Below are 22,911 nucleotides of genomic sequence, written 5' to 3' on the forward strand. Positions count from 1 at the left end.
CGGGCGGTTCGAAGCCCCTCACTGCTTCACCCCGACCGTCTCCTCCGCCAACGCCACGGCTTCGTGGCGCAGTTCGAGAGGGAACACGTCCGGGCCCGGAGGATGCGCCACCACCAGGACGTGTACCAGGTCGCCCTGCCGGCTCACCGTGATCCTCGCGCCGTCCGGAGCCGCCTGCCGGGTCATGTCCCGGACCACGCCCGGCGGTTCCTGCCGAGCCGCCGCCCGGGCCCCCGCGCGGGCCGCGTCCACGCACCGGATCTGCGCGGACGCGGCCGACAAGGCCCAGACGAGGGCCATCGCGAAGAGCACCAGGGCGGGCAGCACGACCGCGGTCTCCGCCGTCACGAAGCCCTGGTCCCGGCCACGGCCCGCTCCCCGGCGTCCCATCACGCCGCTACATCCGGACACTGAGCGCCCGTTTCACGATCGCCTGCAGTTCCGCGCTGACCTGCCCGCTCGTCAGCACCTTGTAGAGGACCGCCGCGAAGGCCACCGCGGCGATGATCCCCACCGCGTACTCGGACGTGACCATGCCCGCATCCTTGCGGACCACCGCCCGCAGCCGGCGCACCAGCGCACGCGCCCGGGCTCGTACTCGTACCGCCTTGCTCATATCGACCCCCGTGGGTTCTCGTTGTTGTCTGGTCGTTTGTCTGGTCGTTTGCCTGGTCATTTGCCTGGCCGTTCGTCCGGTCGTTCTCTGTCCGGCCGCGGCCGTTCTCCGGTCCGCCCGTTCATCCGGTCCGTCCGATCCGCCCATGCGGTCCGCCCATGCGGTCCGTCCATCTGGTCCGTCAGTCGTCACCGGATGCCGTGCACCCTCATCTCCCACCCCCTCCCAGCAGCCCTCCCGCCAGCCCGATCACCACGGGCAGCACCCCGACCGCGATGAACGCGGGCAGGAAGCACAACCCCACCGGGGCGGTGACCAGGACGCCCGCGCGGCGCGCCCGCGCCGTCGCCCCTCGGGCCCACTCGGCCCGCGCCTGAGCCGCCAGGCGGCCGACCGGTGCGGCCGCCGGGGCCCCGGAATCGCCGGCCCGTTCAAGGAGCCGCGCCAGTGCTCCCGCGCCGGGGAGCGTGGCGAGCCGCTGCCACGCATCGGCCGGTTCGCCGCCGAGCCGCACCTCGGCCGCGCCCCGCGCCAGCCGCTCCCCGACCGGCCCCGCCAAGGCCTCGCCCACCGCCTGGGCGGCCGACACCGGGCTCGCGCCCGCCGCGATGCACGCCGCCAGCAGGTCGGCCGCCAGCGGGAGCTGACGGGCGGCCACGACAGGGTCGTACTCCTCGGTGCGGCGGTCGCGCTCCTGCCGGGCCCGCCACCGCGCCACTCCGAACCCGGTGACCAGTCCGGCCCCCAGCCCGACGAACCCTCCGATCACCACCCAGCCGGCACACAGCGCCCCGGTGACCGGCAGCCACCGCCGCACGGCGTCCCGCACCTCGGGCCGCCACAGCACTCCACCCGGCACCCGCTCGCGCGACCGCTCCTGCGCCGCGGCCGAACCCGCGCCCGCACCCGCACCCGCCAGGACCGCATCCACCCGCCGCCGCACCCTCCGCTTCCGCCGCGCGGCGACGAGCGTCCGCGCCGTCCACCACAGCGCCAGCACCGCGCACAACATCCCCAGCCTGTGGACAACGCTCACGCTCACGCCGCCTCCGCCCCGCGCACGATCCGCAGCGCCCACCACAGCCCCGCCCCCTCCAGCACGCCACCGGCCACCAGACACGCCAGTCCCGCACCGGTGTGCAGCAGCACGTGCAGCGGGTGAGCGCCGAGCGCGGTGCCCAGCAGCAGTCCGAGGACCGGCAGCCCGGCGAGAAGGACCGCCGTCGACCGGGCGCCCGCCAATTGCGCCCGCAGATCGGCGCGTTGGTCGCGCTCCGCACGCAGTGCCGCCTCCAGCCGATCCAGCCCGGCCGCCAGTCCCGCACCCCGGTCCACGGCCACCCGCCAGCACGCGGCGAGCCCGGACAACCCGTCGGCCCCCGGCTGCCGTGCCGCATCCACGAGCGCGCCCGCGACGTCCCCGCCGAACCGCGCAGCCGCCAGCACCGCCGCCTGCGCCTCGCCGAGCCCGCCGGAGTCACGAGCCGCCCGCAGCAATGCCTCGCCCGGCTGACGCCCGGCGCGCACCTCCCCGGCGAGCGCGCCGCACAGCGCGATCACTCCCTCGCCACGCGCCTCCCGTGCCTGCCCCGCCTCCCGCGCCCGTCGGACCCGACGCAACACCGGCACGCCGGCGGCTCCGGCCACCAGGGGCAGAAGAGATGTCCCGAGCACCGCGATCACCGCACCCACGGCCATCGACCACCACTCCACGGGCAACCGCCGCACCCGCAGCACGAACCGCTCCCAGGGCGGTGGAGCGCCCCGCGCCGCGGCGCCATCGCCCGCGAACAGCAACCGGGCACGGCGGGCCGCCGTGTTCGAGCCGCTCACCATCCAGGCCGCAGTCCCGGCACACACCAGGCCGACACCGACCGCCAGATGACCGATCCCCGTCACACCCCCGCCCGTCATCTGCCCGAGCCCCGTCCCATCGACCGCCACCCGACCGACCCCGCTCACAGCACCTCCACCTCACTGCCCTCGCTTCCGTCCCGGAGCAGCTCCCGCAGCCGCTCCCACCCCCGCTCGCGCGTGAACGCCCGCGGTCCCCACCGCAGCGCGGGCACCGTCACCACGAGCCCCGACGCGTCCCGCTCCAGCACATGCACCTCCGCGATCCGGCGCCGCCCGGTCCGGTCGCGCACGAGGTGGAGGACCACCGACAGCGCGGCCGCCAGCTGGCTGTGCAGCGCGGCCCGGTCCAGGCCCGCCGCCGTGCCGAGCGCTTCCAGCCGGGCGGGCACCTGGGCCGCCGCGTTCGCGTGGAGCGTGCCGCAGCCGCCTTCGTGGCCCGTGTTCAGCGCGGCCAGCAGGGACACCACCTCGGGGCCCCGCACCTCACCGACGACGAGCCGGTCGGGTCTCATGCGCAGCGCCTGCCGCACCAGGTCCTGGAGCTCGACGAGCCCCACGCCCTCCTGGTTCGCCGGCCGCCCTTCCAGACGCACCACATGCGGGTGGTCGGGGCGCAGCTCAGCCGAGTCCTCGGCGAGCACGATCCGCTCGGCCGGCCCCACCACGCCCAGGAGCGCGCTCAGAAGCGTGGTCTTGCCCGAACCGGTTCCGCCACTGATCACATAGGAGAGCCGGGAGGCGATCAGCGCCCGCAGCACCCGGTCCCCGCCCGGTGGCACCGTGCCCGCCGCCATGAGTTCGTCGAGGGTGAACGCCCGGGGCCGTACGACCCGCAGGGACAGGCATGTCGAGCCGACCGCGACCGGCGGCAGCACCGCGTGCAGACGGGTGCCGTCCGGCAGGCGGGCGTCGACCCACGGTCGGGCGTCGTCGAGCCGCCGCCCGGCCACGGCCGCCAGCCGCTGCGCGAGGCGCCGCACGGCCGCCGCGTCCGGGAAGGACACCTCAGTCAGCTCCAGCCCGGCGCCCCGGTCCACCCACACCCGGTCCGGCGCGGACACCAGCACGTCCGTCACGGACGGGTCGGCGAGCAACGGTTCCAGCGGGCCGCTGCCGACCAGTTCGGACCGCAGCTGCCGGGCCGCGCCCAGTACCTCCGCATCCCCGAGCACCCGCCCCTGCTCCCGCAGCGCCTGCGCCACGCGCGCGGGGGTCGGCTCGGCCCCGCTCTCGGCCAGCCACTGCCGCACTCCGTCCAGCAGCCGCGCCCGCTCGCCGGGCCCCACCGCGCCACCGGGCCCCACGTCCGCCCCGGCGCCGGGCCCCGCTGGGCTTGCCACGCCCCAGCCCGTGCTCATACGGGGTCACCCGCCTCGGCCAGCGCCCGCTCCCAGAAGACCGAGCAGAACCGGGCGAGCGGCCCCCGCGCCGCTCCCCCGGGCGGTACGGAACCGTCCGCCGGTGATGTCTCGTACGGCACCTCGCCGACCAGCGGCAGCCCCAGCAGTCGCGCGACCTCCCGGTCGTCCAGTCCGGGCGTGTACGGCCCCCGTACCGCGATCCGCAGGTCACCGAGGACCATGCCGACCGCGGACGCCACCCGCCGCGCGGCCGCGACCCCCCGCAGCTCTCCGGGGACCACCAGGATCCCGACGTCCAACTGCGCGAGCACCTCGGCGACCCCCTCGTCGACACGGCGCGGCAGATCGACGACGACAGCGCCGCCGCGTCGCCGGGCCGCGGCGAGGACCGCGCGGACCGCCTGGGGCGGGACGGCCACGGTGTCGCCACGGTCCCAGCTCAGCACCCGCAGCGCGTGCACCTGCGGCAGGGACTCCTCCAGGGCGCCGCTTCCCACCCGTCCACGGGAGGCGGCGAACGCCGGCCAGCGCAGCCCTTTCGTGGTCTCGCCGCCGAGGAGTACGTCAAGTCCGCCGCCCAGCGGATCCGCGTCCACGAGCAGGGTGCGCCTGCCCTCACGCGCGGAGGTGACGGCGAGGGCGCAGGCGAGCGTGGAAGCGCCGGCCCCACCACGCCCGCCGATGACGCCGACGGTGAGAGCGGGCCGGCCGACGCCCTCGGCCACATCGGCGATGCGGTCCACCAGCCACTGCTCGCCGTCCGGCAGCAGCAGGACGTGGTCGGCGCCGATCTCGACGGCGCGCCGCCAGACTCCGGGATCGTCCTGATCCCGGCCGACCAGCACCACTCCCCGTCTGCGCACGGCCCCGCGCACCCGGCGCGCCGCGTCGTCGCCGACCAGGACCAGGGGTGCCGCCTCCCAGCCGCCCCGCTGCTCGGGCACTCCCGGGTGCACCTCCGCTCTGGCGCCCGCGGCCGCGCACAGGCGCAGCAGGTCGTCGAGGAGCTCGGCGTCCTCGGTGACGATCAGCGGTCCGTTCCGCCGCCCCTCGGCGGCGGCCGGTCCGTCGTGTGTGATGGCTCCCGCCACGGTTTCCAGCCCCCTTCGCTGCTTCCTTCGGGCGCGTCGGCGGGCCTGTTCGGCCCGCGCTTCCCGCCCGGGTGGAGAACCGGCAACCGGCCTCCATATGACCGGCCGATACGAACCGGCCATACGCGCCCGACAAACGGAACCGGCCGTGCACGGACCATGAACTGGCTGCCGTGAACCGGCGGGAAGTCACCGTCGGCCGGACGCGCTGGAATCAAGGTGCAGCGATCCCGGAAATCGTGTGGATCTTGGTCGATAACTGTGGACAACTCGGCGGTTGTGAATATCGCCTTCACCCATACCGGTGAGGGCTGGGAGGCATCCGCACAGCAGCGCCAAGACTACGGAGGGTCACCAGGTAGGGGAGGGCCGATCGCGCGTCGCAGCGCCACACAGGGCCGGAGAACCGCGTCGAAAAACAGAAAAACCCACCCGGACATGCGACGACCCCCGCCGGGGGGGAGAGCGGGGGTCGTCCCCACGGCCGACTCGGGGGGGGGAGGAGTCGGACCGGGTTAGCACGGTCGCGAACGATCCGTGACTTCCATGGTGTACCCGAGAGCCCTCTCAGGCAAACCCACACGCCCCACCTTACGCCGAATGGTGGGCCCCTATGCTCAGGCTCGTGGAAAACCACTCCTTGCCCCGCACAGCGGCCTTCTTTGACCTGGACAAGACGGTCATTGCGAAGTCGAGCACTCTCACCTTCGGCAGGTCCTTCTACCAAGGCGGACTGATCAACCGCAGGGCGGCGTTGCGTACCGCATATGCCCAGTTCGTGTTCCTGGTCGGCGGCGCCGACCACGACCAGATGGAACGGATGCGGGAGTACCTGTCCACGCTGTGCCGCGGCTGGAACGTCCGCCAGGTGAAGGAGATCGTCGCCGAGACACTCCATGACCTGATCGACCCGATCATCTACGACGAGGCCGCGTCCCTCATCGAGGAGCACCACGGCGCCGGGCGCGACGTGGTGATCGTGTCCACGTCGGGCGCCGAGGTCGTCGAGCCGATCGGCGAACTGCTCGGCGCGGACCGGGTGGTGGCGACCCGGATGGTCGTGGGCGACGACGGCTGCTTCACGGGCGAGGTGGAGTACTACGCCTACGGGCCGACGAAGGCGGAGGCCGTCAGGGAACTCGCGGAGTCGGAGGGCTACGACCTGGCGCGCTGCTACGCGTACAGCGACTCGATCACCGACCTGCCGATGCTGGAGGCCGTCGGCCATCCGCACGCCGTGAATCCCGACCGGGCGCTGCGCCGCGAGGCGCTCGCGCGAAGATGGCCGATTCTCGACTTCCACCGCCCGGTGCGACTGAAGCAGCGGCTGTCGGTACCGCCGCGCCCCGCGCTCCTCGCGGTGGCGGCGATAGGCGCGGCGGCGGCCACCGCAGGACTCGTCTGGTACGCGAGCCGACGCCGCGCACCCCTCGTGTGAACCTCCGGACGCCACGGAGAAGCACATTCCCGCCCGATTCACACCTCTTTGAACCTAAAAGTAAAGAACTGCATCAAGGGCTTCCGCTTGTCCGCGCCCTGGAGTACAAAGGGGTTAGCGGCCCGCGAGACCAAAGGACATCCGAAAGGATCACCTTTTAAACGCAATTGGCCACACGGACCGAGCATGAACACCGGGCACCCACGCGACGTCGACCCGTCGATTACGGGCCAGCCGCACCAGGTGACGGGCAAAGTTCCCGACCTGATGGGCGACCATCGAGGACGCTTGGTAACTCGGTGAACATGCCAGCGGCGGTACGAGACTTCGTACCGCCGCAACCATTGCGAAAGGCCCCCGAGGGGGCCTTTCCCCATCTCTAAGCGGCTCCGCGCTGCAGCGCCTCGCAGACTGCCGTCGACTCTCGGACGCCGAGTTCGACCGCCTTCGCGCAGTGGGCGATCCAGGCCGCCATGCCCTCCGGGGTGCCCGACACATAGCCGTCCAGGGCGGCGATGTAGGCGGCCCGCCCCAGTTCCGCGTGGCCCACCTCCGCCGGGCAGATCGCCTTGGGGTCGAGTCCGCTCCCCACCAGGACGATGCGTTGCGCCGCACGGGCGACGAGGCCGTTGTGGGACACGAAGGGACGCAGGGCGAGCAGTTCGCCGTGCACCACGGCGGCCGTCACCAGGGCGGGCGCCGAACTGCCCGCGATGATCAGATCGGACAGCCCCTCGAGGCGGCCGGAGACCTCGGCCGCGTCCGGCAGCGGCAGCTCGACCAGCGACTCGTCGACGCCCTCACCGTCCTGCCGGGGGCGCCCCACGCGCGGGTCGGGGTCCGCCGCCGCCACCAGATGCAGCCGCGCCAGCACCCGCAGGGGTGACTGCCGCCAGATGGACAGCAACTGCCCCGCCTCCGCGGTCAGCCGCAGCGCGGCGCCCACCGTACGGCCGCCGTCGTCACCACCGAAGTCGGTGCGCCGCCGCACCTCCTCCAGAGCCCAGTCGGCGCCGGACAACGCGGCCGAGCCGCGAGCGCCACGCAGCGCCGCCTCGGAGGTGATCTCATTGCTGCGGCGCCGCATGATCCGGTGCCCGTAGACCCGGTCCACGGCCTTGCGCACGGATTCCACGGACTCGGCGACCCCGGGCAGCTCCCCAAGGGCCGCCAGCGGGTCGGCGGACGCACCTTTCGTACTCATGGGTACGACCCTACGCACCCCGAGGCACCTCCTTCGAAGGGGTGGTCTTCTTTCCACAGGTGTGCCACGGACAGCTATCACGACGCTACGCTTCGTGAATATGAAAATTGCTTTCGTAGGGAAGGGCGGCAGCGGCAAGACGACCCTGTCCTCCCTGTTCATCCGCCATCTCGCAGCCGCCGGTGCGCCCGTCATCGCCATCGACGCGGACATCAACCAGCATCTCGGGCCCGCGCTCGGGCTCGACGAGGACGAGGCCGCGGCGCTGCCGGCCATGGGCGAGCGTCTGCCGCTGATCAAGGACTATCTGCGTGGCACCAATCCGCGGATCGCCTGCCCCGAGACGATGATCAAGACCACGCCGCCCGGGGAGGGGTCGCGGCTGCTGCGGGTGCGGGAGGACAACCCGGTCTACGACGCCTGCGCGCGTCCGGTGGATCTCGACGGCGGCACCGTCCGTCTGATGGTCACCGGTCCCTTCACGGACGCCGACCTGGGGGTCGCCTGCTACCACTCCAAGACCGGAGCGGTGGAGCTGTGCCTGAACCACCTGGTGGACGGCCGCGACGAGTACGTGGTGGTCGACATGACGGCGGGCTCGGACTCCTTCGCCTCCGGCATGTTCACCCGCTTCGACATGACGTTCCTGGTCGCCGAGCCGACCCGGAAGGGGGTCTCCGTCTACCGCCAGTACAAGGAGTACGCGCGGGACTACGGGGTCATCCTGAGGGTCGTGGGCAACAAGGTGCAGGGCCGCGACGACATCGACTTCCTCCGCGCCCACGTGAGTGACGACCTGCTCGTGACGGTGGGGCACTCGGACTGGGTGCGGTCCATGGAGAAGGGCCGCCCGCCCCGGTTCGAGTCCCTGGAGGACGCGAGCCGCCGCTCCCTTCACGTGCTCCGGGCGGCCGCCGACGCGACGTACGAACTGCGCGACTGGGAGCGGTACACACGTCAGATGGTGCACTTCCACCGGAAGAACGCGACCAGTTGGGGAAACGAGCGCACGGGTGCGGACCTCGCCGCCCAGATCGACCCGGGCTTCGTGCTCAGTGAGGCCCTGACGGCCGCGGTGTGAGCGACGGCCGCCCCGTCTACCGCTTGGCCGGCGGTGCCCCCGGCACCCCCCTCGGTGCCGGGGCCGGTGACGAGGCCAGGAAGCTCTCCCAGCCCTCGGCCGGGGCCTGCCCCACCTTCAGGGTGCGCAGTTTCTCCAGGACCTGCGGGTCCTGTGCGTCCAGCCAGTCCACGAGTTGGCGGAACGAGACGCAGCGCACCTCGGGCTCGTTGCAGACGCGCTCGACGACCGCCTGGACGGCACGCATGTAGGTGCCGCCGTTCCAGGACTCGAAGTGGTTGCCGATGATCAGGGGCGCGCGGTTTCCGTCGTACGCCCGCCGGAAGCCCTGGTAGAGGCCGTCCCGCATCTGGTCGCCCCACTCCTCGAACTTGTCTGGGTCGCCCTGGGTCTGGGTGCCCGACTGGTTGACCATGAAGTTGTAGTCCATGGTCAGCTGCTCGTAGGTGTGTTCAGGGAACGGCACGAGCTGCATCGACAGGTCCCACAGCCCTTCCTTCTTCTTCGGCCAGACCTGCTCTTCGACGCCGGAGCTGTCGTAGCGGAAACCCAGCTCCCGGGCCGCCTTCATGAAGTTCTGCTGCCCCTCCAGACACGGGGTGCGACCACCGATGAGCTCCTTGTCGTAGTCGAAGGGCAGCGAAGGCTCCTGTTTCAGACCGGAGTTGGTCCTCCAGGACTTCACGAACGCCTTGGCCTGGGCGATCTCCTCCTTCCACTCCTCCACCGACCACTGGCCGACCCCGCCTTCGGGGCCGCAGAAGTGTCCGTTGAAGTGGGTGCCGATCTCGTTGCCCTCGAGCCAGGCCAGCCGCAGTTGCTCAACGGTGTCCTTGATTCCCTTCTCGTCGTTGAAGCCGATGTCCGAGCGGCCCGGCGAGTGCTGCGGCGGCCGGTACAGGTCGCGTTTCTCCTCGGGCAGCATGTACACACCGCTCAGGAAGAACGTCATCGTCGCGTTGTTGGCCCTGGCGACCTCGCGGAAGTGCGAGAAGAGCTTCTGGCTGTCCTCACCGGCCCCGTCCCACGAGAAGACCACGAACTGCGGGGGCTTCCGGCCGGGTTTCAGCCGCTCCGGTCTCGGCAGATGCGGCTGGGCGCCCGTGTAGGCGGTGGAGCCGTCGCCGATCAGGCGGACCGCGCTGCCCGGAGCGCCGGCACCGGAACCGGCCCCCTTCCGCGTGCCCTGCTCGGAACCGGGCCCCTTCCGCGTGCCCTGCTCGGAACCGGGCCCCTTCCGCGCGCCCTGCTCGGAACGGGCCGGTCCGAGGGAACAGCCGGCCAGCGCGGTGGCACAGACGGCGGCCAGGACGACGCCCGTGGCGGCCCTGCGGGAGGGTGTTCCGGTTCTCGAGGTGGCGGTTCTCGAGGTGGCGGTTCTCGGGATGGCGGTTCTCGGGGGGGCGGTCATCTTCCACCCACCTTCTTCCTTCGGTCGGGCCACGCTGAGCAGGTGTGGTGCGACGCGGCAGACACAAACGGAAGCCTGTGCCCCCGCGCGGCCAAATCAAGGTCGCACGGAACACGGAAGGAATTTGTATGACAAGCCGATGAAATAGCCGCTTCACCCTTTTGAGTGATTTACTGCCCCATTTGCTCCTATATCAGATACCTTTCCTTTACTGTCCATTACGATCCATTTACCGAAGCAGTGAGACATCCCGCCGCTTACGCCGTGACCCACGGCCGCGCCCGACCCCTGGCCCCCGCCGGGGCCACCATTCCGCGACCGCGCCGCACCGGAGGAGACGGGACCATGCCCGCCTGCATCCCCGCCCGCGCTGCCGACTCGACTCGGACGAAGCGCGTACACCCGCCCCACAGCCCCCCGCCCGCCCCGCCCCATCGCTTCCGCGTCGTGGGCGCCGATCTGTCCGCCTCCCTCGCCGTCTTCCTGATCGCCCTCCCCCTGTCCCTGGGCATCGCCCTCGCCACCGGCGCCCCGCTCCGGGCCGGCCTCGTCGCAGCGGCCGTCGGCGGAATCGTCGCCGGCCGGTTCGGGGGCTGCCCGCTCCAGGTCAGCGGTCCCGCCGCCGGCCTCACCGTGGTCACCGCCGACCTCATCCACCGCTACGGATGGCGTACGACATGCGCCGTCACCGTCCTCGCCGGCCTCGCCCAACTTGGCCTGGGCTGCCTGCGCGTGGCTCGCACCGCGCTCGCGGTGAGCCCCGCGATCGTGCACGGCATGCTCGCCGGCATCGGCGCCACCATCGCCGTCGCCCAGTTGCACATCGTCCTCGGCGGCACTCCGCAGAGCGCCGTCCTCGACAACCTCCGGGCGCTGCCCGCCCAGTTGGCGCACCTGCACCCGGCGGCCGTGTCGGCGAGCATGCTGACCCTGGCCCTGCTTCTGGCCTGGCCACGGCTTCCCGGACGGACCGGGCACCTGCTGCGCCGCGTCCCGGCCCCGCTCGTCGCCGTGGCGGGCGCCACCGCGACCGCCTCGCTCGCCGGGCTGACCCTGCCCAGGGTCGGCCTGCCGTCCTGGAGCAGCCACGCCCTGGCCGGGCTGCCCGAGGGCCCGGCGCTCGGCATCGCCACCGCCGTCCTCACCATCACGCTGGTGTGCAGCGTGCAGTCCCTGCTCGGCGCCGTCGCCGTGGACAAGCTGGCGGCCCGGCGCCATCCGCACCTCGGCCGCTCCGACCTGGACCGCGAACTGCTCGGACAGGGCGCCGCGAACATCGTCTCGGGAGCGCTCGGCGGACTGCCGATCGCGGGCGTCGCCGTGAGAAGTACGGCGAACGTCAACTCCGGAGCCGTCAGCCGGAACTCCACGATGTTGCATGGCGTTTGGGTGGTAGTGGCCGCGCTGCTGATGGTCCCGGTGCTCGAGCTGATCCCCCTCGCCTCGCTCGCCGCACTGGTGATGGCCGTCGGCATCCAGATGGTGTCCCTGCACCACATCCGCACGGTCACCCGCCACCGAGAGGCGCTGGTGTACGCCGTCACCACACTCGGCGTCGTCCTGCTGGGCGTCCTCCAGGGCGTGGCGCTGGGCGTGGCAGCGGCCGTCGCCGTCGCCCTGCACCGCCTCACCCGCACCTGTATCACCCACGAGCAGCGGAAGGGAGTCCATCACGTACAGGTACGAGGCCAGTTGACGTTCCTCGCGGTTCCCCGGCTCAGCCGGGCACTGCACCTGGTGCCCGCCGGGGCGGAGGCCGTCGTGGAGCTGGACGGGTCGTTCATGGACCACGCGGCGCACGAGTCGCTGCAGGACTGGCAGCGCACCCACCGCGCGCGGGGCGGCACGGTCGCCCTGACCGGCCGGGACGGCTCCCCGGTCGCGATGCCCTCGCTGAGCTCGGATCGGGCCGGCTCGGGCGCGGAGTCCGCCGGGCCGTCGGCATGCCGGTGCCGGCCCTGGACGCCGTGGCGCAACCACCAGTGCGAACGCCCACCGACCGCGCCCGCAGGCGACGGCCCAGAGGCACCGGAGGAGGCCCCCGGACCGAGCGGGCGGCAACTCGCGCACGGCATCAGCGCCTTCCAGCAGAACACCGCCCCGCTGGTCCGCGGGGAGCTGGCCCGTCTCGCGCGTGAGGGGCAGCGGCCGTCGCACCTGTTCCTGACCTGCGCCGATTCCCGGCTCGTCACCTCGATGATCACATCCAGCGGGCCCGGCGACCTCTTCGTCGTCCGCAATGTCGGCAACCTGGTACCGCTGCCCGGCGCGGAGAACGGGGACGACTCGGTGGCGGCCGCCATCGAGTACGCGGTGGACGTGCTCCAGGTGCGCTCCATCACGGTGTGCGGGCACTCCGGGTGCGGCGCGATGCAGGCCCTGCTCACCTCGGACGCGCACGGCGCCCGGACCCCGTTGAGGCGGTGGCTGCGGCACGGCCTGCCCAGCCTGGAGCGGATGGCCGACGACGAGCGGCCGTGGGCCCGGATCGCCGGGCGTGAGCCGGCCGACAGGGTCGAACAACTGTGCCTGACCAATGTGGTGCAGCAGTTGGAGCATCTGCGTGCTCACGAGTCCGTGGCCCGGGCGCTCGGTGAGGGCGCGCTGGAACTGCACGGGATGTACTTCCACGTCGGCGAGGCCCAGGCGTATCTGCTTGCCCCGTCCGAGGGCGGCTGCGACGTCTTCAGCCGAGTGGGCGCGGCCGGGGACCTCCGCCACCCGGCATGACACGACGGTGCTGCGCGGCCCGGGCGGAACCGGCCCGCGCAGTACCGTGACGGCACCCCCTCCGGGCCCACTCCGGGCGAGTGTGAGATACGTCGCCGAACGGGCCCGCCGGGTGAACCGGGAGGGCGACCCGCACGTGACCTGGGGCGTACCGTTCCGGCCACCGACCACAACAGGTCTAAACCAATTTCCGGTCGGCCCTTGTCACCGAGCCCTCCGGTCTGGTGAGCTGTGGCCTGGGACACAACGGACACCCTGGGAAAGGGAGATGTCGTGAGCAACGAAAGCCTGGCCAACCTGCTCAAGGAAGAGCGCAGGTTCGCGCCCCCTGCCGACCTGGCCGCGAACGCCAACGTCACGGCGGAGGCGTACGAACAGGCCAAGGCTGACAGGCTCGGCTTCTGGGCCGAGCAGGCCCGTCGGCTGACCTGGGCCAAGGAGCCTTCCGAGACGCTGGACTGGTCGAACCCGCCGTTCGCCAAGTGGTTCAAGGACGGCACGCTCAACGTCGCGTACAACTGCGTCGACCGGCACGTCGAGGGCGGTCTGGGCGACCGCGTCGCCATCCACTTCGAGGGCGAGCCCGGCGACAGCCGCTCGATCACCTACGCCGAGCTCAAGGACGAGGTCTCCAAGGCCGCGAACGCCCTCCTCGAGCTGGGCGTCCGCAAGGGCGACCGGGTCGCCGTCTACATGCCGATGATCCCCGAGACCGCGATCGCGATGCTGGCCTGCGCCCGCATCGGCGCCGCCCACTCCGTCGTCTTCGGCGGCTTCTCGGCGGACGCGCTCGCCACCCGCATCCAGGACGCCGACGCGCGGGTCGTCATCACCGCCGACGGCGGCTACCGGCGCGGCAAGCCGTCCGCGCTCAAGCCGGCCGTCGACGACGCGGTCGCGCGCGTGGACAACGTCGAGCACGTGCTCGTGGTCCGCCGTACGGGCCAGGAGGTCGCCTGGAGCGAGGGCCGGGACATCTGGTGGCACGAGCTCGTGGACCGGCAGTCCGCCGAGCACACGCCCGAGGCGTTCGACGCGGAGCACCCGCTGTTCATCCTGTACACCTCCGGTACGACGGGTAAGCCGAAGGGCATCCTCCACACCTCCGGCGGCTACCTCACCCAGGTGGCGTACACCCACCACGCCGTCTTCGACCTCAAGCCCGAGACCGATGTGTACTGGTGCACGGCGGACGTCGGCTGGGTCACCGGGCACTCGTACATCGTCTACGGCCCGCTGGCCAACGGCGCGACCCAGGTCATGTACGAGGGCACGCCCGACACCCCGCACCAGGGCCGCTTCTGGGAGATCGTGCAGAAGTACGGGGTCACCATCCTGTACACGGCGCCCACCGCGATCCGTACGTTCATGAAGTGGGGCGACGACATCCCCGCGAAGTTCGACCTGTCCTCGCTCCGGGTGCTGGGTTCCGTCGGCGAGCCGATCAACCCCGAGGCGTGGGTCTGGTACCGCAAGCACATCGGCGGGGACCGCACGCCGGTCGTGGACACCTGGTGGCAGACCGAGACCGGCGGAATCATGATCTCCCCGCTGCCCGGGGTGACCGAGACCAAGCCGGGCTCCGCGCAGCGGCCGCTGCCCGGCATCTCCGCGACCGTCGTCGACGACGAGGCGAACGAGGTGCCGAACGGGGGCGGCGGCTACCTGGTGCTCACCGAGCCGTGGCCGTCGATGCTGCGCACCATCTGGGGCGACGACCAGCGCTTCATCGACACGTACTGGTCGCGGTTCGAGGGCAAGTACTTCGCCGGTGACGGCGCCAAGAAGGACGACGACGGCGACATCTGGCTGCTCGGCCGCGTGGACGACGTGATGCTGGTGTCCGGGCACAACATCTCCACCACCGAGGTGGAGTCGGCCCTCGTCTCGCACCCGTCGGTCGCCGAGGCGGCCGTCGTCGGCGCGACGGACGAGACGACGGGCCAGGCGATCGTCGCCTTCGTGATCCTGCGCGGTACGGCCGCGGAGACCGAGGACCTGGCGGCGGAGCTGCGCAACCACGTCGGCACCACGCTCGGACCGATCGCCAAGCCCAAGCGGATCCTGCCGGTGGCGGAGCTGCCGAAGACCCGCTCCGGGAAGATCATGCGCCGTCTGCTGCGGGACGTGGCCGAGAACCGTCAGCTCGGCGACGTCACGACGCTGACCGACTCGACGGTGATGGACCTGATCCAGGCGAAGCTCCCGGCGGCACCGAGCGAAGACTGAGGTCTCTGCCTACAGGGCGCCCGGCCATACGCCGGGCGCCCTGCTGTCACGCCCCCTACGCGCATCCCACGAGCGCCCGCGTGTAATGATCAGGTAAAATGGTCCATTCAGGGTGTGCCGGGAAGTCTGGTCGGCAAGCGGTCCTCACGTTCGTGACGGCCGTCCGTCCGCCGTACCGACCCGGAGGTCCCCACCGTGGCCGCGTCCCGCACCCGCACCTTTCTCGGACGTCTGTCCCTGCCCGAGCGCACTTTCGTCGCGGACGCGCTGCGCACCGAGACCGTCGGCGGCGTGCTGCTCCTGCTCGCAGCGGTGGCCGCGCTGGTGTGGGCGAACACACCCGGCCTCCACAGCAGCTACGAGAGCATCGGCCACCACCACCTCGGCCCCGCCTCCCTCGGCCTGAACCTGTCCGTCCAGCACTGGGCCGCCGACGGTCTCCTCGCGATCTTCTTCTTCGTCGCCGGTATCGAACTCAAACGGGAACTGGTCGCGGGCGATCTGCGCGACCCCCGCGCCGCCGCCCTGCCGGTGGTCGCCGCACTGTGCGGCATGGCCGCACCCGCCCTCGTCTACGCCCTGACCAACGCGGCCGGCGGCGGATCCCTCGCCGGCTGGGCCGTCCCCACCGCCACCGACATCGCCTTCGCGCTGGCGGTCCTCGCGGTCATCGGAACCTCCCTGCCCTCCGCCCTGCGCGCCTTCCTGCTCACCCTGGCCGTCGTCGACGACCTGTTCGCCATCCTGATCATCGCGGTCTTCTTCACGGACGGCCTGGACTTCGCGGCCCTCGGCGGCGCCGTCGCCGGCCTCGCCGTGTTCTGGGTGCTGCTGCGCCTGGGGGTGCGCGGCTGGTACGTGTACGTGCCGCTCGCGCTGGTGATCTGGGGACTGATGTACAACAGCGGCATCCACGCCACCATCGCCGGTGTGGCCATGGGCCTGATGCTGCGCTGCCACCGCCGGGAAGGTGAGGAGCACTCCCCCGGCGAGCACATCGAACACCTTGTACGCCCCTTGTCGGCCGGACTCGCGGTGCCGCTGTTCGCCTTGTTCAGTGCGGGTGTCGCGGTCTCGGGCGGGGCGCTCGCGGACGTGTTCACCCGGCCGGAGACGCTCGGCGTCGTGCTCGGCCTCGTCGTCGGCAAGGCGGTCGGCATCTTCGGGGGCACCTGGCTGACGGTCCGCTTCACCCGGGCCTCGCTGAGCGAGGGCCTCGCCTGGGCCGACGTGTTCGCGGTCGCCTCCCTGGCCGGTATCGGCTTCACCGTCTCGCTGCTCATCGGCGAACTGGCCTTCGACGGCGATCCGGCGCTCGGGAACGAGGTGAAGGCCGCCGTCCTCACCGGATCGCTGATCGCGGCCGCCGGCGCGGCGGTGCTGCTGAAGATGCGCAACGCCAAGTACCGCGCCCTGTGCGCGGAGGAGGACCGCGACGACGACCTGGACGGCATCCCGGACGTCTACGAGGAGGACGACCCGGGGTACCACCTGCGCATGGCCGAGATCCACGAGCGCAAGGCCGCCGAGCACCGCAGGCTCGCGGCGCTGAAGTCGGCCGGGCGCGGCCCGGACGCCGGCCTGCCTGCCGAAGGCGCTGACGGCGCGCTTGCGGAAGTGGCAGGCAGGGCAAGCGAGGAGAACGAGCGTCCGGCATGATCTGACACATCACCACACTCCGCAGCGTCCGCGGAGCCCGTACGCAGAGAGCAGGGAGATCGCGATGAGCGCACCCGACGGCAGCCCGGTCGGCGCCGAACGCAGCATCGGCCAGCTGTTCGCCTCGGCGACGACCGAATTGTCCGCACTGGTGCACGACGAGATCGCACTGGCCAAGGCGCAGCTCAAACGGGACGTCAAGCGCGGTGCGATGAGCGGCGGCGCGTTCTCGGCCGCGGGCGCGGTCCTGCTGTTCTCGCTGCCGATGCTGAACTTCGCGCTGGCGTACGGCATCCGGACGTGGAGCGGCTGGAACCTGGCAGTCTGCTTCCTGCTCTCCTTCGGCGCGAACGTGGTGGTCGCCGGCCTGCTCGGTCTCATCGGCCTGGTGTTCGCGAAGAAGGCGAAGAAGAGCAAGGGCCCGCAGAAGGTCGCCGCGTCGATGAAGCAGACCGCCGGTGTCCTGCAGAACGCCAAGCCGCACCCGCGTGAGCCCCAGCAGGCCGACAAGGCGGTCGAGCCTGTGGCACGCTCGTCCTCATGACGGACCCCGCCACCCCTTCGGCGCAATCCCCCTCGGTCGTACGACTTGACGTCCCCGGCGGGAAAAAGGTGACACACCGGGACGTAGCAGCCAATGGTGCACGCTTCCACATCGCCGAACTGGGCGACGGACCACTGGTCCTGCTCCTGCACGGCTTCCCGCAGTTCTGGTGGACCTGGCGGCACCAGCTGGTGGCGCTGGCCGACGCGGGCTTCAGGGCCGTGGCGATGGACCTGCGCGGGGTGGGCGGCAGCGACCGTACGCCGCGCGGTTACGACCCCGCGAACCTCGCGCTCGACATCACCGGGGTCGTACGGTCCCTGGGCGAGCCCGACGCCGCGCTCGTCGGCCACGACCTGGGCGGCTACCTGGCCTGGACGGCGGCCGTCATGCGTCCCAAGCTCGTACGGCGGCTCGCCGTCGCCTCGATGCCGCATCCACGGCGCTGGCGCTCGGCGATGCTCGGCGACGTCAAGCAGTCGTCCGCGAGTTCCCACATCTGGGGACTCCAGCGGCCCTGGATCCCCGAGCGCCGGCTCACCGCCGACGGTGCCGCTCTGGTGGGGCAGCTGATCCGGGACTGGTCGGGACCGCGGCTGCCGGACGACGAGGCGGTGGAGGTGTACCGGCGCGCCATGCTCATCCCGTCGACGGCGCACTGCTCCATCGAGCCGTACCGGTGGATGGTGCGCTCCCTGGCCCGGCCCGACGGCATCCAGTTCAACCGCCGTATGAAGCGGCCCGTACGGGTCCCGACCCTGCATCTGCACGGCTCGCTGGACCCGGTGATGCGGACCAGGAGCGCGGCCGGGTCCGGCGAGTACGTCGAGGCGCCGTACCGCTGGCGGCTGTTCGACGGTCTCGGGCACTTCCCGCACGAGGAGGACCCCGCGGCGTTCTCCTCGGAGCTGATCAACTGGCTGAAGGACCCCGAACCCGACCGCTGATCCACCGACCAGCCACCCGGAATCGGCCTGTCGGCCGTAACGCGCACGGACTCGGCCGGTGACCCGGCGCATCCGCCCGGTATCCGGACGAGAACACCTGTTCCACGAACGGCCACATGCCCGCCGCATAGGCCAATTGGGCGGCCCGGAAGCGGTTATCGACCTTGGGGCGGGGGCAGACGTCCGGGTATGGGCTGGACGCACGACTACAGTGACGTAGCACGCAACCGCCGCTCGGCCACCGCGCCGGGCTCCCACCAGAGGGGCACCCCGCAACTGGCGGGCACGGACACCCAGGTGGGGATCCCCCGCATTCTGCGCCGCCGGGCCCGCTGGGTCTCGGTCCGTCTGCGCCACCCGCGCGGCTGAGCCGGCGCCCGTCCACGGCCGCTCCTGGCCCGCCGGGCCTCACAGGGCGCAGCTGTCGCTGTCCACCTGCTGGTTCGCCGCACGCCCCTGGGCGATGTCCTGACGGACCTCGTCCGCCGTCAGCGCGTACCCCGTGTTGGCGTCGTCCAGGGACTTCGCGAACACCACCCCGTAGACCCTGCCGTCGGGGGTGAGCAGCGGGCCGCCGGAGTTGCCCTGGCGGACGGTCGCGTACAGCGAGTACACGTCGCGGCGCACCGTGCCGCGGTGGTAGATGTCGGGGCCGTTGGCCGTGATGCGGCCGCGGACGCGCGCGGGCTGGACGTTGTACGACCCGTTCTCCGGGAAACCCGCGACGATCGCGCCACTGCCTCCGGTCGCGTCCGCGGACGCGAACTTCAGCACCGGGGCGTCCAGGTCGGGCACGTCCAGTACGGCGATGTCGCGCCGCCAGTCGTACAGGACGACCTTGGCGTCGTACTTCCGTCCTTCGCCGCCTATCTGGACGGTGGGCTCGTCAACGCCGCCGACCACGTGCGCGTTGGTCATCACACGGCGGTCGCCGAAGACGAAACCGGTGCCTTCGAGGACCTTGCCGCAGCTCTGCGCCGTGCCCATCACCTTCACGATGGAGCGCTGTGCGCGCACGGCGACCGCGCTCCTGGCGAGGGCCGGGTCGGGCGGCTGGACCTCGTTGATGGGTTCGTTCGCGAACGGGCTGAACACCTGCGGGAAGCCGTTCTGCGCGAGGACCGAGGAGAAGTCCGCGAACCACGTGTCCGCTTGGGCGGGCAAGGCCCGCGACACGCCGAGGAGCACCTTGGAGCCGCGGACCTCGCGGCCGAGCGTCGGCAGCGTCGTACCGGCCAGGGCGGAGCCGATCAGCCAGGCGACCAGGAGCATCGCCATCACGTTGACGAGGGCGCCGCCCGTGGCGTCCAGGGCGCGCGCCGGGGACCAGGTGATGTATCTGCGCAGTTTGTTGCCGAGGTGAGTGGTCAGAGCCTGGCCGACGGAGGCGCAGACGATCACCACGACGACGGCGACGACGGCGACGGTCGTGCTCACCTTGTGGTCGCCCGTCGCCCGGTCCCACAGGAACGGCAGCAGATAGACCGCGACGAGACCGCCGCCCAGGAAGCCGATCACCGACAGGATGCCGACGACGAAGCCCTGGCGGTAGCCGACGACCGCGAACCAGACGGCGGCGACCAGCAACAGGATGTCCAGCACGTTCACTGCTTCAAGCCTCGCCTCGCCTCGTCACGTTCCGGTCGCCGTCGTACGGCCGGGGACACGGCTCGCCGCGCGGCGGCACGCCGCTCCCCGGGAGAACACAGCACGGGGGTCACCTTGTCATGCGCGCCAGTCGAGCGGGACCTGCTTGTCGCGGTCCCAGGGGCGCTCCCAGCCGGCGTAGTGCAGCAGACGGTCGATGACGCCGGCCGTGAAGCCCCAGACGAGGGCTGATTCGACCAGGAATGCCGGACCTCGGTGGCCGCTGGGATGGACCGTGGTGGCTCTGTTGGCCGGATCCGTGAGATCCGCCACGGGCACGGTGAACACCCGCGCCGTCTCGTTCGGATCGACGACACCCACCGGGCTCGGCTCGCGCCACCAGCCGAGGACCGGCGTCACGACGAAGCCGCTGACCGGGATGTAGAGCTTGGGGAGCACGCCGAAGAGCTGCACGCCGGCCGGGTCGAGCCCGGTCTCCTCCTCGGCCTCCCGCAGGGCCGCCCGCAGCGGTCCCTCACCCTTCGGGTCGCCGTCCTCGGGGTCGAGGGCGCCGCCGGGGAACGAGGGCTGCCCGGCGTGCGAGCGCAGCGAACCGGCGCGCTCCATCAGCAGCAGCTCGGGGCCGCGCTCGCCCTCGCCGAAGAGGATCAGCACGGCCGACTGGCGCCCCGCGCCGTTCTCCGGCGGCAGGAAACGGCTGAGTTGGAGGGGTTCGACGGTCCGTGCGGCCCGCACGACCGGGTCGAGCCAGCCCGGCAGGCCCTCCGTGCTCAGCCGCAGCCGCCCGCCGTCCGTGTCGTGCCTGTGGCCCGTGTTGCTCGCGTGCGTCATCGCCACCCCCGTTCTGCCGATCCCAACGCCCGCGGTGCCACGGATCGTTCCGCGCATCCCTCGTGTGGGTGTCGCGCCCCGCGGCCCGTCGCGGCACGTCCCTCCCCCGGGTGGCGTGCCGCACCGCGCACGGCCCTCATCCGGCGCCCAGCGGCGGGGCCGGCTTTCCGCCCGCGTCCAGGTACGCCTGCGGGGGCTTGAGCCGCTGGCCGGGGAAGCCGCCCTTCTCGTACTTCAGCAGCTTCCTCGCCTTCTCCGGGTCGGTCTCGCCCTCGCCGTAGGCCGGGCACAGCGGGGCGATCGGACAGGCGCCGCAGGCCGGCTTGCGCGCGTGGCAGATACGGCGGCCGTGCCAGATCACGTGGTGGGACAGGTCGGTCCAGTCGCCCTTCGGGAAGAGCGCGCCGACGGCCGCCTCGATCTTGTCGGGGTCGGTCTCGTCGGTCCACTGCCAGCGGCGCACCAGCCGCTGGAAGTGCGTGTCGACGGTGATGCCGGGATGGCCGAAGGCGTTGCCCAGCACCACGAAGGCGGTCTTGCGGCCGACACCGGGCAGTTTGACGAGGTCTTCGAGACGGCTCGGGACCTCACCGCCGAACTGCTCCACCAGGGCCTTGGAGAGCCCTATCACCGACTTGGTCTTGGCCCGGAAGAACCCGGTCGGGCGCAGGATCTCCTCGACCTCCTCCGGATTGGCCGCCGCGAGGTCCTCCGGGGTCGGGTACTTGGCGAAGAGCCCCGGGGTGGTCTGGTTCACCCGGAGGTCGGTGGTCTGCGCGGACAGGACCGTCGCGACGATGAGCTGGAAGGGGTTCTCGAAGTCGAGCTCCGGGTGGGCGTACGGGTACACCTCGGCGAGCTCGCGGTTGATACGCCGGGCACGGCGGACGAGGGCGGTGCGCGACTCGCTCGTCGGGGGCTTGGCGGCGACGGTCTTCGCGGGGACGTTCTTGACGGCGACGGTGCCGTCGGCCGCGACGACCTCGGCGTGGGCGGGTTTCCTGGGGGCCCTCTTGGCCGGGGCCTTCTTCGCGGGGGCCTTCTTCGCGGGGGCCGTCTGCTTCGCCGGGGCAGTCTTCTTGGCAGAGGCCGCCTTCTTCGCAGAGGCCGCCTTCTTCGCCGGGGTGGTCTTCTTGGCGGGAGCGGTCTTCTTCGCCGCAGCGGCCTTCTTCGCGGCGGCCGCGGTCTTCCTCGCGGCCGTCTTCGCGGCAGGGCTCTGCTCCGGCGCCTCCTCGGGCGCCGCCTTCGCCGTCTTTGCCGTTTTCCTTCCGCTGCCGGGGCCCTGTTCGCCCATAGCGGAATCGCGACGTGCAACCACCCGTCCAGCCCCCTTGGCCTGTGCTCTCACCGGCGATTTGGACACCCGGCCAGCCTAAGGCCCGGCGCCGACATCCGCCCCGCACCCGGAAGATCAGCATCCAATTGGACCCCTGCCGCGTACCCAGGCCCATCGGTGCGGCATCCTTGTGACAGATCACACTGTTTGGACCGTCCGGCAAAATGGGGAACACGGTCCCCTGGTATCCGGGGGAGCAAGATCCCCTGAGCAGGTCGACAAGGAGAGAACTCGTGGACGACGTTCTGCGGCGCGCCCCGCTCTTCGCGGCGCTCGATGACGAGCAGGCCGCGGAGCTCCGCGCCTCCATGAGTGAGGTGACCCTCGCCCGCGGCGACTCGCTGTTCCACGAGGGCGACCCCGGTGACCGCCTTTACGTGGTCATGGAAGGCAAGGTCAAGCTCCACCGCACGTCCCCCGACGGCCGCGAGAACATGCTGGCGGTCCTCGGCCCCGGTGAGCTGATCGGCGAGCTGTCGCTGTTCGACCCGGGCCCGCGTACGGCGACGGCCACCGCGCTGACCGAGGTCAAGCTGCTGGGCCTGGGCCACGGCGACCTCCAGCCGTGGCTGAACGCGCGGCCCGAGGTGGCCGCGGCGCTGCTGCGCGCCGTCGCCCGGCGGCTGCGCAAGACCAACGACCAGATGTCCGACCTGGTCTTCTCGGACGTGCCGGGCCGTGTGGCCCGCGCCCTGCTGGACCTCTCGCGTCGTTTCGGCGTGCAGTCCGAGGAGGGCATCCACGTGGTGCACGACCTCACGCAGGAGGAGCTGGCCCAGCTGGTCGGCGCGTCCCGCGAGACCGTGAACAAGGCGCTGGCGGACTTCGCCCAGCGCGGGTGGCTCCGCCTGGAGGCGCGGGCCGTGATCCTGCTGGACGTCGAGCGGCTGGCGAAGCGGTCGCGCTGACGCTCGGCCTCGGCCGTACGGCTGTGGGCCCCGTCTCTCGGTGAGGCGGGGCCCGTTGTC

Annotated in this window: 20 protein-coding genes; 9 read left to right on the forward strand and 11 right to left on the reverse strand. The window is 71.8% G+C overall.

Annotated elements, in window-relative coordinates; all coding sequences use genetic code 11:
- Positions 1 to 18 precede the first annotated feature (18 nt).
- From ACFYZE_RS04010 to ssd, 6 genes are all read right to left on the reverse strand, one after another.
- Positions 19 to 390, reverse strand: coding sequence for a TadE family type IV pilus minor pilin (locus ACFYZE_RS04010; protein WP_388988204.1), 372 nt, complete (start codon positions 388 to 390; stop codon positions 19 to 21).
- 7 nt (positions 391 to 397) lie between these two features.
- Positions 398 to 616 carry a DUF4244 domain-containing protein gene (locus tag ACFYZE_RS04015; RefSeq protein ID WP_388988207.1) on the reverse strand — a complete coding sequence of 73 codons (219 nt, stop codon included), beginning with the start codon at positions 614 to 616 and terminating at the stop codon, positions 398 to 400.
- 208 nt (positions 617 to 824) lie between these two features.
- A complete protein-coding gene (locus tag ACFYZE_RS04020; RefSeq protein WP_388988210.1) occupies positions 825 to 1,658 on the reverse strand; it encodes a type II secretion system F family protein in 834 nt (277 codons plus the stop codon).
- On the reverse strand, positions 1,655 to 2,530 hold the full coding sequence (locus ACFYZE_RS04025) for a type II secretion system F family protein (RefSeq protein WP_388989513.1): 876 nt from the start codon (positions 2,528 to 2,530) through the stop codon (positions 1,655 to 1,657). The genes ACFYZE_RS04020 and ACFYZE_RS04025 overlap by 4 nt, the downstream gene beginning before the upstream one ends.
- A 44-nt stretch (positions 2,531 to 2,574) precedes the next feature.
- On the reverse strand, positions 2,575 to 3,831 hold the full coding sequence (locus ACFYZE_RS04030; protein WP_388988214.1) for a TadA family conjugal transfer-associated ATPase: 1,257 nt from the start codon (positions 3,829 to 3,831) through the stop codon (positions 2,575 to 2,577).
- A complete protein-coding gene (gene ssd, locus ACFYZE_RS04035; protein WP_388988217.1) occupies positions 3,828 to 4,925 on the reverse strand; it encodes a septum site-determining protein Ssd in 1,098 nt (365 codons plus the stop codon). The genes ACFYZE_RS04030 and ssd overlap by 4 nt, the downstream gene beginning before the upstream one ends.
- A gap of 613 nt (positions 4,926 to 5,538) precedes the next feature.
- Between ssd and ACFYZE_RS04040 the strand changes: the two genes are divergently transcribed.
- A complete protein-coding gene (locus ACFYZE_RS04040) occupies positions 5,539 to 6,363 on the forward strand; it encodes an HAD family hydrolase (protein WP_388988220.1) in 825 nt (274 codons plus the stop codon).
- Positions 6,364 to 6,742: 379 nt separating this feature from the next.
- Here the strand turns inward: ACFYZE_RS04040 and ACFYZE_RS04045 are convergent, their stop codons facing one another.
- On the reverse strand, positions 6,743 to 7,567 hold the full coding sequence (locus tag ACFYZE_RS04045; RefSeq protein WP_388988222.1) for an oxidoreductase: 825 nt from the start codon (positions 7,565 to 7,567) through the stop codon (positions 6,743 to 6,745).
- Between the two features lie 100 nt (positions 7,568 to 7,667).
- Here ACFYZE_RS04045 and ACFYZE_RS04050 point away from each other — a divergent pair, with 100 nt between their 5' ends.
- Positions 7,668 to 8,648 (forward strand): ATP-binding protein, encoded by a 981-nt coding sequence (locus ACFYZE_RS04050; protein ID WP_388988224.1) that lies wholly within the window; start codon positions 7,668 to 7,670, stop codon positions 8,646 to 8,648.
- Between the two features lie 16 nt (positions 8,649 to 8,664).
- Here ACFYZE_RS04050 and ACFYZE_RS04055 read toward each other — a convergent pair whose 3' ends face one another.
- Positions 8,665 to 10,059, reverse strand: a complete 1,395-nt coding sequence (locus tag ACFYZE_RS04055; protein ID WP_388988227.1) for a hypothetical protein — start codon at positions 10,057 to 10,059, stop codon at positions 8,665 to 8,667.
- Positions 10,060 to 10,404: 345 nt separating this feature from the next.
- On the opposite strand from ACFYZE_RS04055, the gene ACFYZE_RS04060 reads away from it, so the two are divergent.
- From ACFYZE_RS04060 to ACFYZE_RS04085, 6 genes are all read left to right on the forward strand, one after another.
- Positions 10,405 to 12,789: a SulP family inorganic anion transporter gene (locus ACFYZE_RS04060; RefSeq protein WP_388988230.1), complete on the forward strand. Its 2,385-nt coding sequence runs from the start codon at positions 10,405 to 10,407 to the stop codon at positions 12,787 to 12,789.
- 273 nt (positions 12,790 to 13,062) lie between these two features.
- Entirely contained in the window at positions 13,063 to 15,018 is a 1,956-nt protein-coding gene (gene acs / locus ACFYZE_RS04065) for an acetate--CoA ligase (RefSeq protein ID WP_388988232.1), read from the forward strand.
- 195 nt (positions 15,019 to 15,213) lie between these two features.
- Positions 15,214 to 16,677 (forward strand): Na+/H+ antiporter NhaA, encoded by a 1,464-nt coding sequence (gene nhaA / locus ACFYZE_RS04070; protein ID WP_388988235.1) that lies wholly within the window; start codon positions 15,214 to 15,216, stop codon positions 16,675 to 16,677.
- 64 nt (positions 16,678 to 16,741) lie between these two features.
- Positions 16,742 to 17,221, forward strand: coding sequence for a phage holin family protein (locus tag ACFYZE_RS04075; protein WP_263231160.1), 480 nt, complete (start codon positions 16,742 to 16,744; stop codon positions 17,219 to 17,221).
- Positions 17,218 to 18,168, forward strand: a complete 951-nt coding sequence (locus tag ACFYZE_RS04080) for an alpha/beta fold hydrolase (protein ID WP_388988238.1) — start codon at positions 17,218 to 17,220, stop codon at positions 18,166 to 18,168. Before ACFYZE_RS04075 ends, ACFYZE_RS04080 begins: the two co-directional genes overlap by 4 nt.
- Positions 18,169 to 18,357: 189 nt before the next feature.
- A complete protein-coding gene (locus ACFYZE_RS04085) occupies positions 18,358 to 18,537 on the forward strand; it encodes a hypothetical protein (protein ID WP_103837946.1) in 180 nt (59 codons plus the stop codon).
- 39 nt (positions 18,538 to 18,576) lie between these two features.
- Here the strand turns inward: ACFYZE_RS04085 and ACFYZE_RS04090 are convergent, their stop codons facing one another.
- The 3 genes from ACFYZE_RS04090 to nth form a co-directional block, all read right to left on the reverse strand.
- Positions 18,577 to 19,776: a MarP family serine protease gene (locus ACFYZE_RS04090; protein ID WP_388988241.1), complete on the reverse strand. Its 1,200-nt coding sequence runs from the start codon at positions 19,774 to 19,776 to the stop codon at positions 18,577 to 18,579.
- A gap of 117 nt (positions 19,777 to 19,893) precedes the next feature.
- Positions 19,894 to 20,607, reverse strand: coding sequence for an NUDIX hydrolase (locus ACFYZE_RS04095; protein ID WP_388988244.1), 714 nt, complete (start codon positions 20,605 to 20,607; stop codon positions 19,894 to 19,896).
- A gap of 136 nt (positions 20,608 to 20,743) precedes the next feature.
- Complete coding sequence (nth, locus tag ACFYZE_RS04100) at positions 20,744 to 21,901, reverse strand: endonuclease III (protein ID WP_388988247.1); 1,158 nt, start codon at positions 21,899 to 21,901, stop codon at positions 20,744 to 20,746.
- 275 nt (positions 21,902 to 22,176) lie between these two features.
- On the opposite strand from nth, the gene ACFYZE_RS04105 reads away from it, so the two are divergent.
- Positions 22,177 to 22,851: a Crp/Fnr family transcriptional regulator gene (locus tag ACFYZE_RS04105; RefSeq protein ID WP_103837943.1), complete on the forward strand. Its 675-nt coding sequence runs from the start codon at positions 22,177 to 22,179 to the stop codon at positions 22,849 to 22,851.
- Positions 22,852 to 22,911: the final 60 nt, after the last annotated feature.

Origin of the sequence: Streptomyces sp. NPDC001796 (genome assembly GCF_042892355.1) — a bacterium.
GTDB lineage: Bacteria > Actinomycetota > Actinomycetes > Streptomycetales > Streptomycetaceae > Streptomyces.

Bases quoted from the DNA above. Each gene is read 5' to 3' on its own strand.
- ACFYZE_RS04075 (WP_263231160.1), top strand. From the start codon at position 16,742: ATGAGCGCACCCGACGGCAGCCCGGTCGGCGCCGAACGCAGCATCGGC.
- ACFYZE_RS04055 (WP_388988227.1), bottom strand. From the start codon at position 10,059: ATGACCGCCCCCCCGAGAACCGCCATCCCGAGAACCGCCACCTCGAGA.
- ACFYZE_RS04060 (WP_388988230.1), top strand. From the start codon at position 10,405: ATGCCCGCCTGCATCCCCGCCCGCGCTGCCGACTCGACTCGGACGAAG.
- ACFYZE_RS04025 (WP_388989513.1), bottom strand. From the start codon at position 2,530: ATGACGGGCGGGGGTGTGACGGGGATCGGTCATCTGGCGGTCGGTGTC.
- ACFYZE_RS04045 (WP_388988222.1), bottom strand. From the start codon at position 7,567: ATGAGTACGAAAGGTGCGTCCGCCGACCCGCTGGCGGCCCTTGGGGAG.
- ACFYZE_RS04080 (WP_388988238.1), top strand. From the start codon at position 17,218: ATGACGGACCCCGCCACCCCTTCGGCGCAATCCCCCTCGGTCGTACGA.
- ACFYZE_RS04010 (WP_388988204.1), bottom strand. From the start codon at position 390: ATGGGACGCCGGGGAGCGGGCCGTGGCCGGGACCAGGGCTTCGTGACG.
- ACFYZE_RS04095 (WP_388988244.1), bottom strand. From the start codon at position 20,607: ATGACGCACGCGAGCAACACGGGCCACAGGCACGACACGGACGGCGGG.
- ACFYZE_RS04050 (WP_388988224.1), top strand. From the start codon at position 7,668: ATGAAAATTGCTTTCGTAGGGAAGGGCGGCAGCGGCAAGACGACCCTG.
- ACFYZE_RS04030 (WP_388988214.1), bottom strand. From the start codon at position 3,831: ATGAGCACGGGCTGGGGCGTGGCAAGCCCAGCGGGGCCCGGCGCCGGG.
- ACFYZE_RS04085 (WP_103837946.1), top strand. From the start codon at position 18,358: ATGGGCTGGACGCACGACTACAGTGACGTAGCACGCAACCGCCGCTCG.
- ACFYZE_RS04040 (WP_388988220.1), top strand. From the start codon at position 5,539: ATGCTCAGGCTCGTGGAAAACCACTCCTTGCCCCGCACAGCGGCCTTC.
- nth (WP_388988247.1), bottom strand. From the start codon at position 21,901: ATGGGCGAACAGGGCCCCGGCAGCGGAAGGAAAACGGCAAAGACGGCG.
- ACFYZE_RS04015 (WP_388988207.1), bottom strand. From the start codon at position 616: ATGAGCAAGGCGGTACGAGTACGAGCCCGGGCGCGTGCGCTGGTGCGC.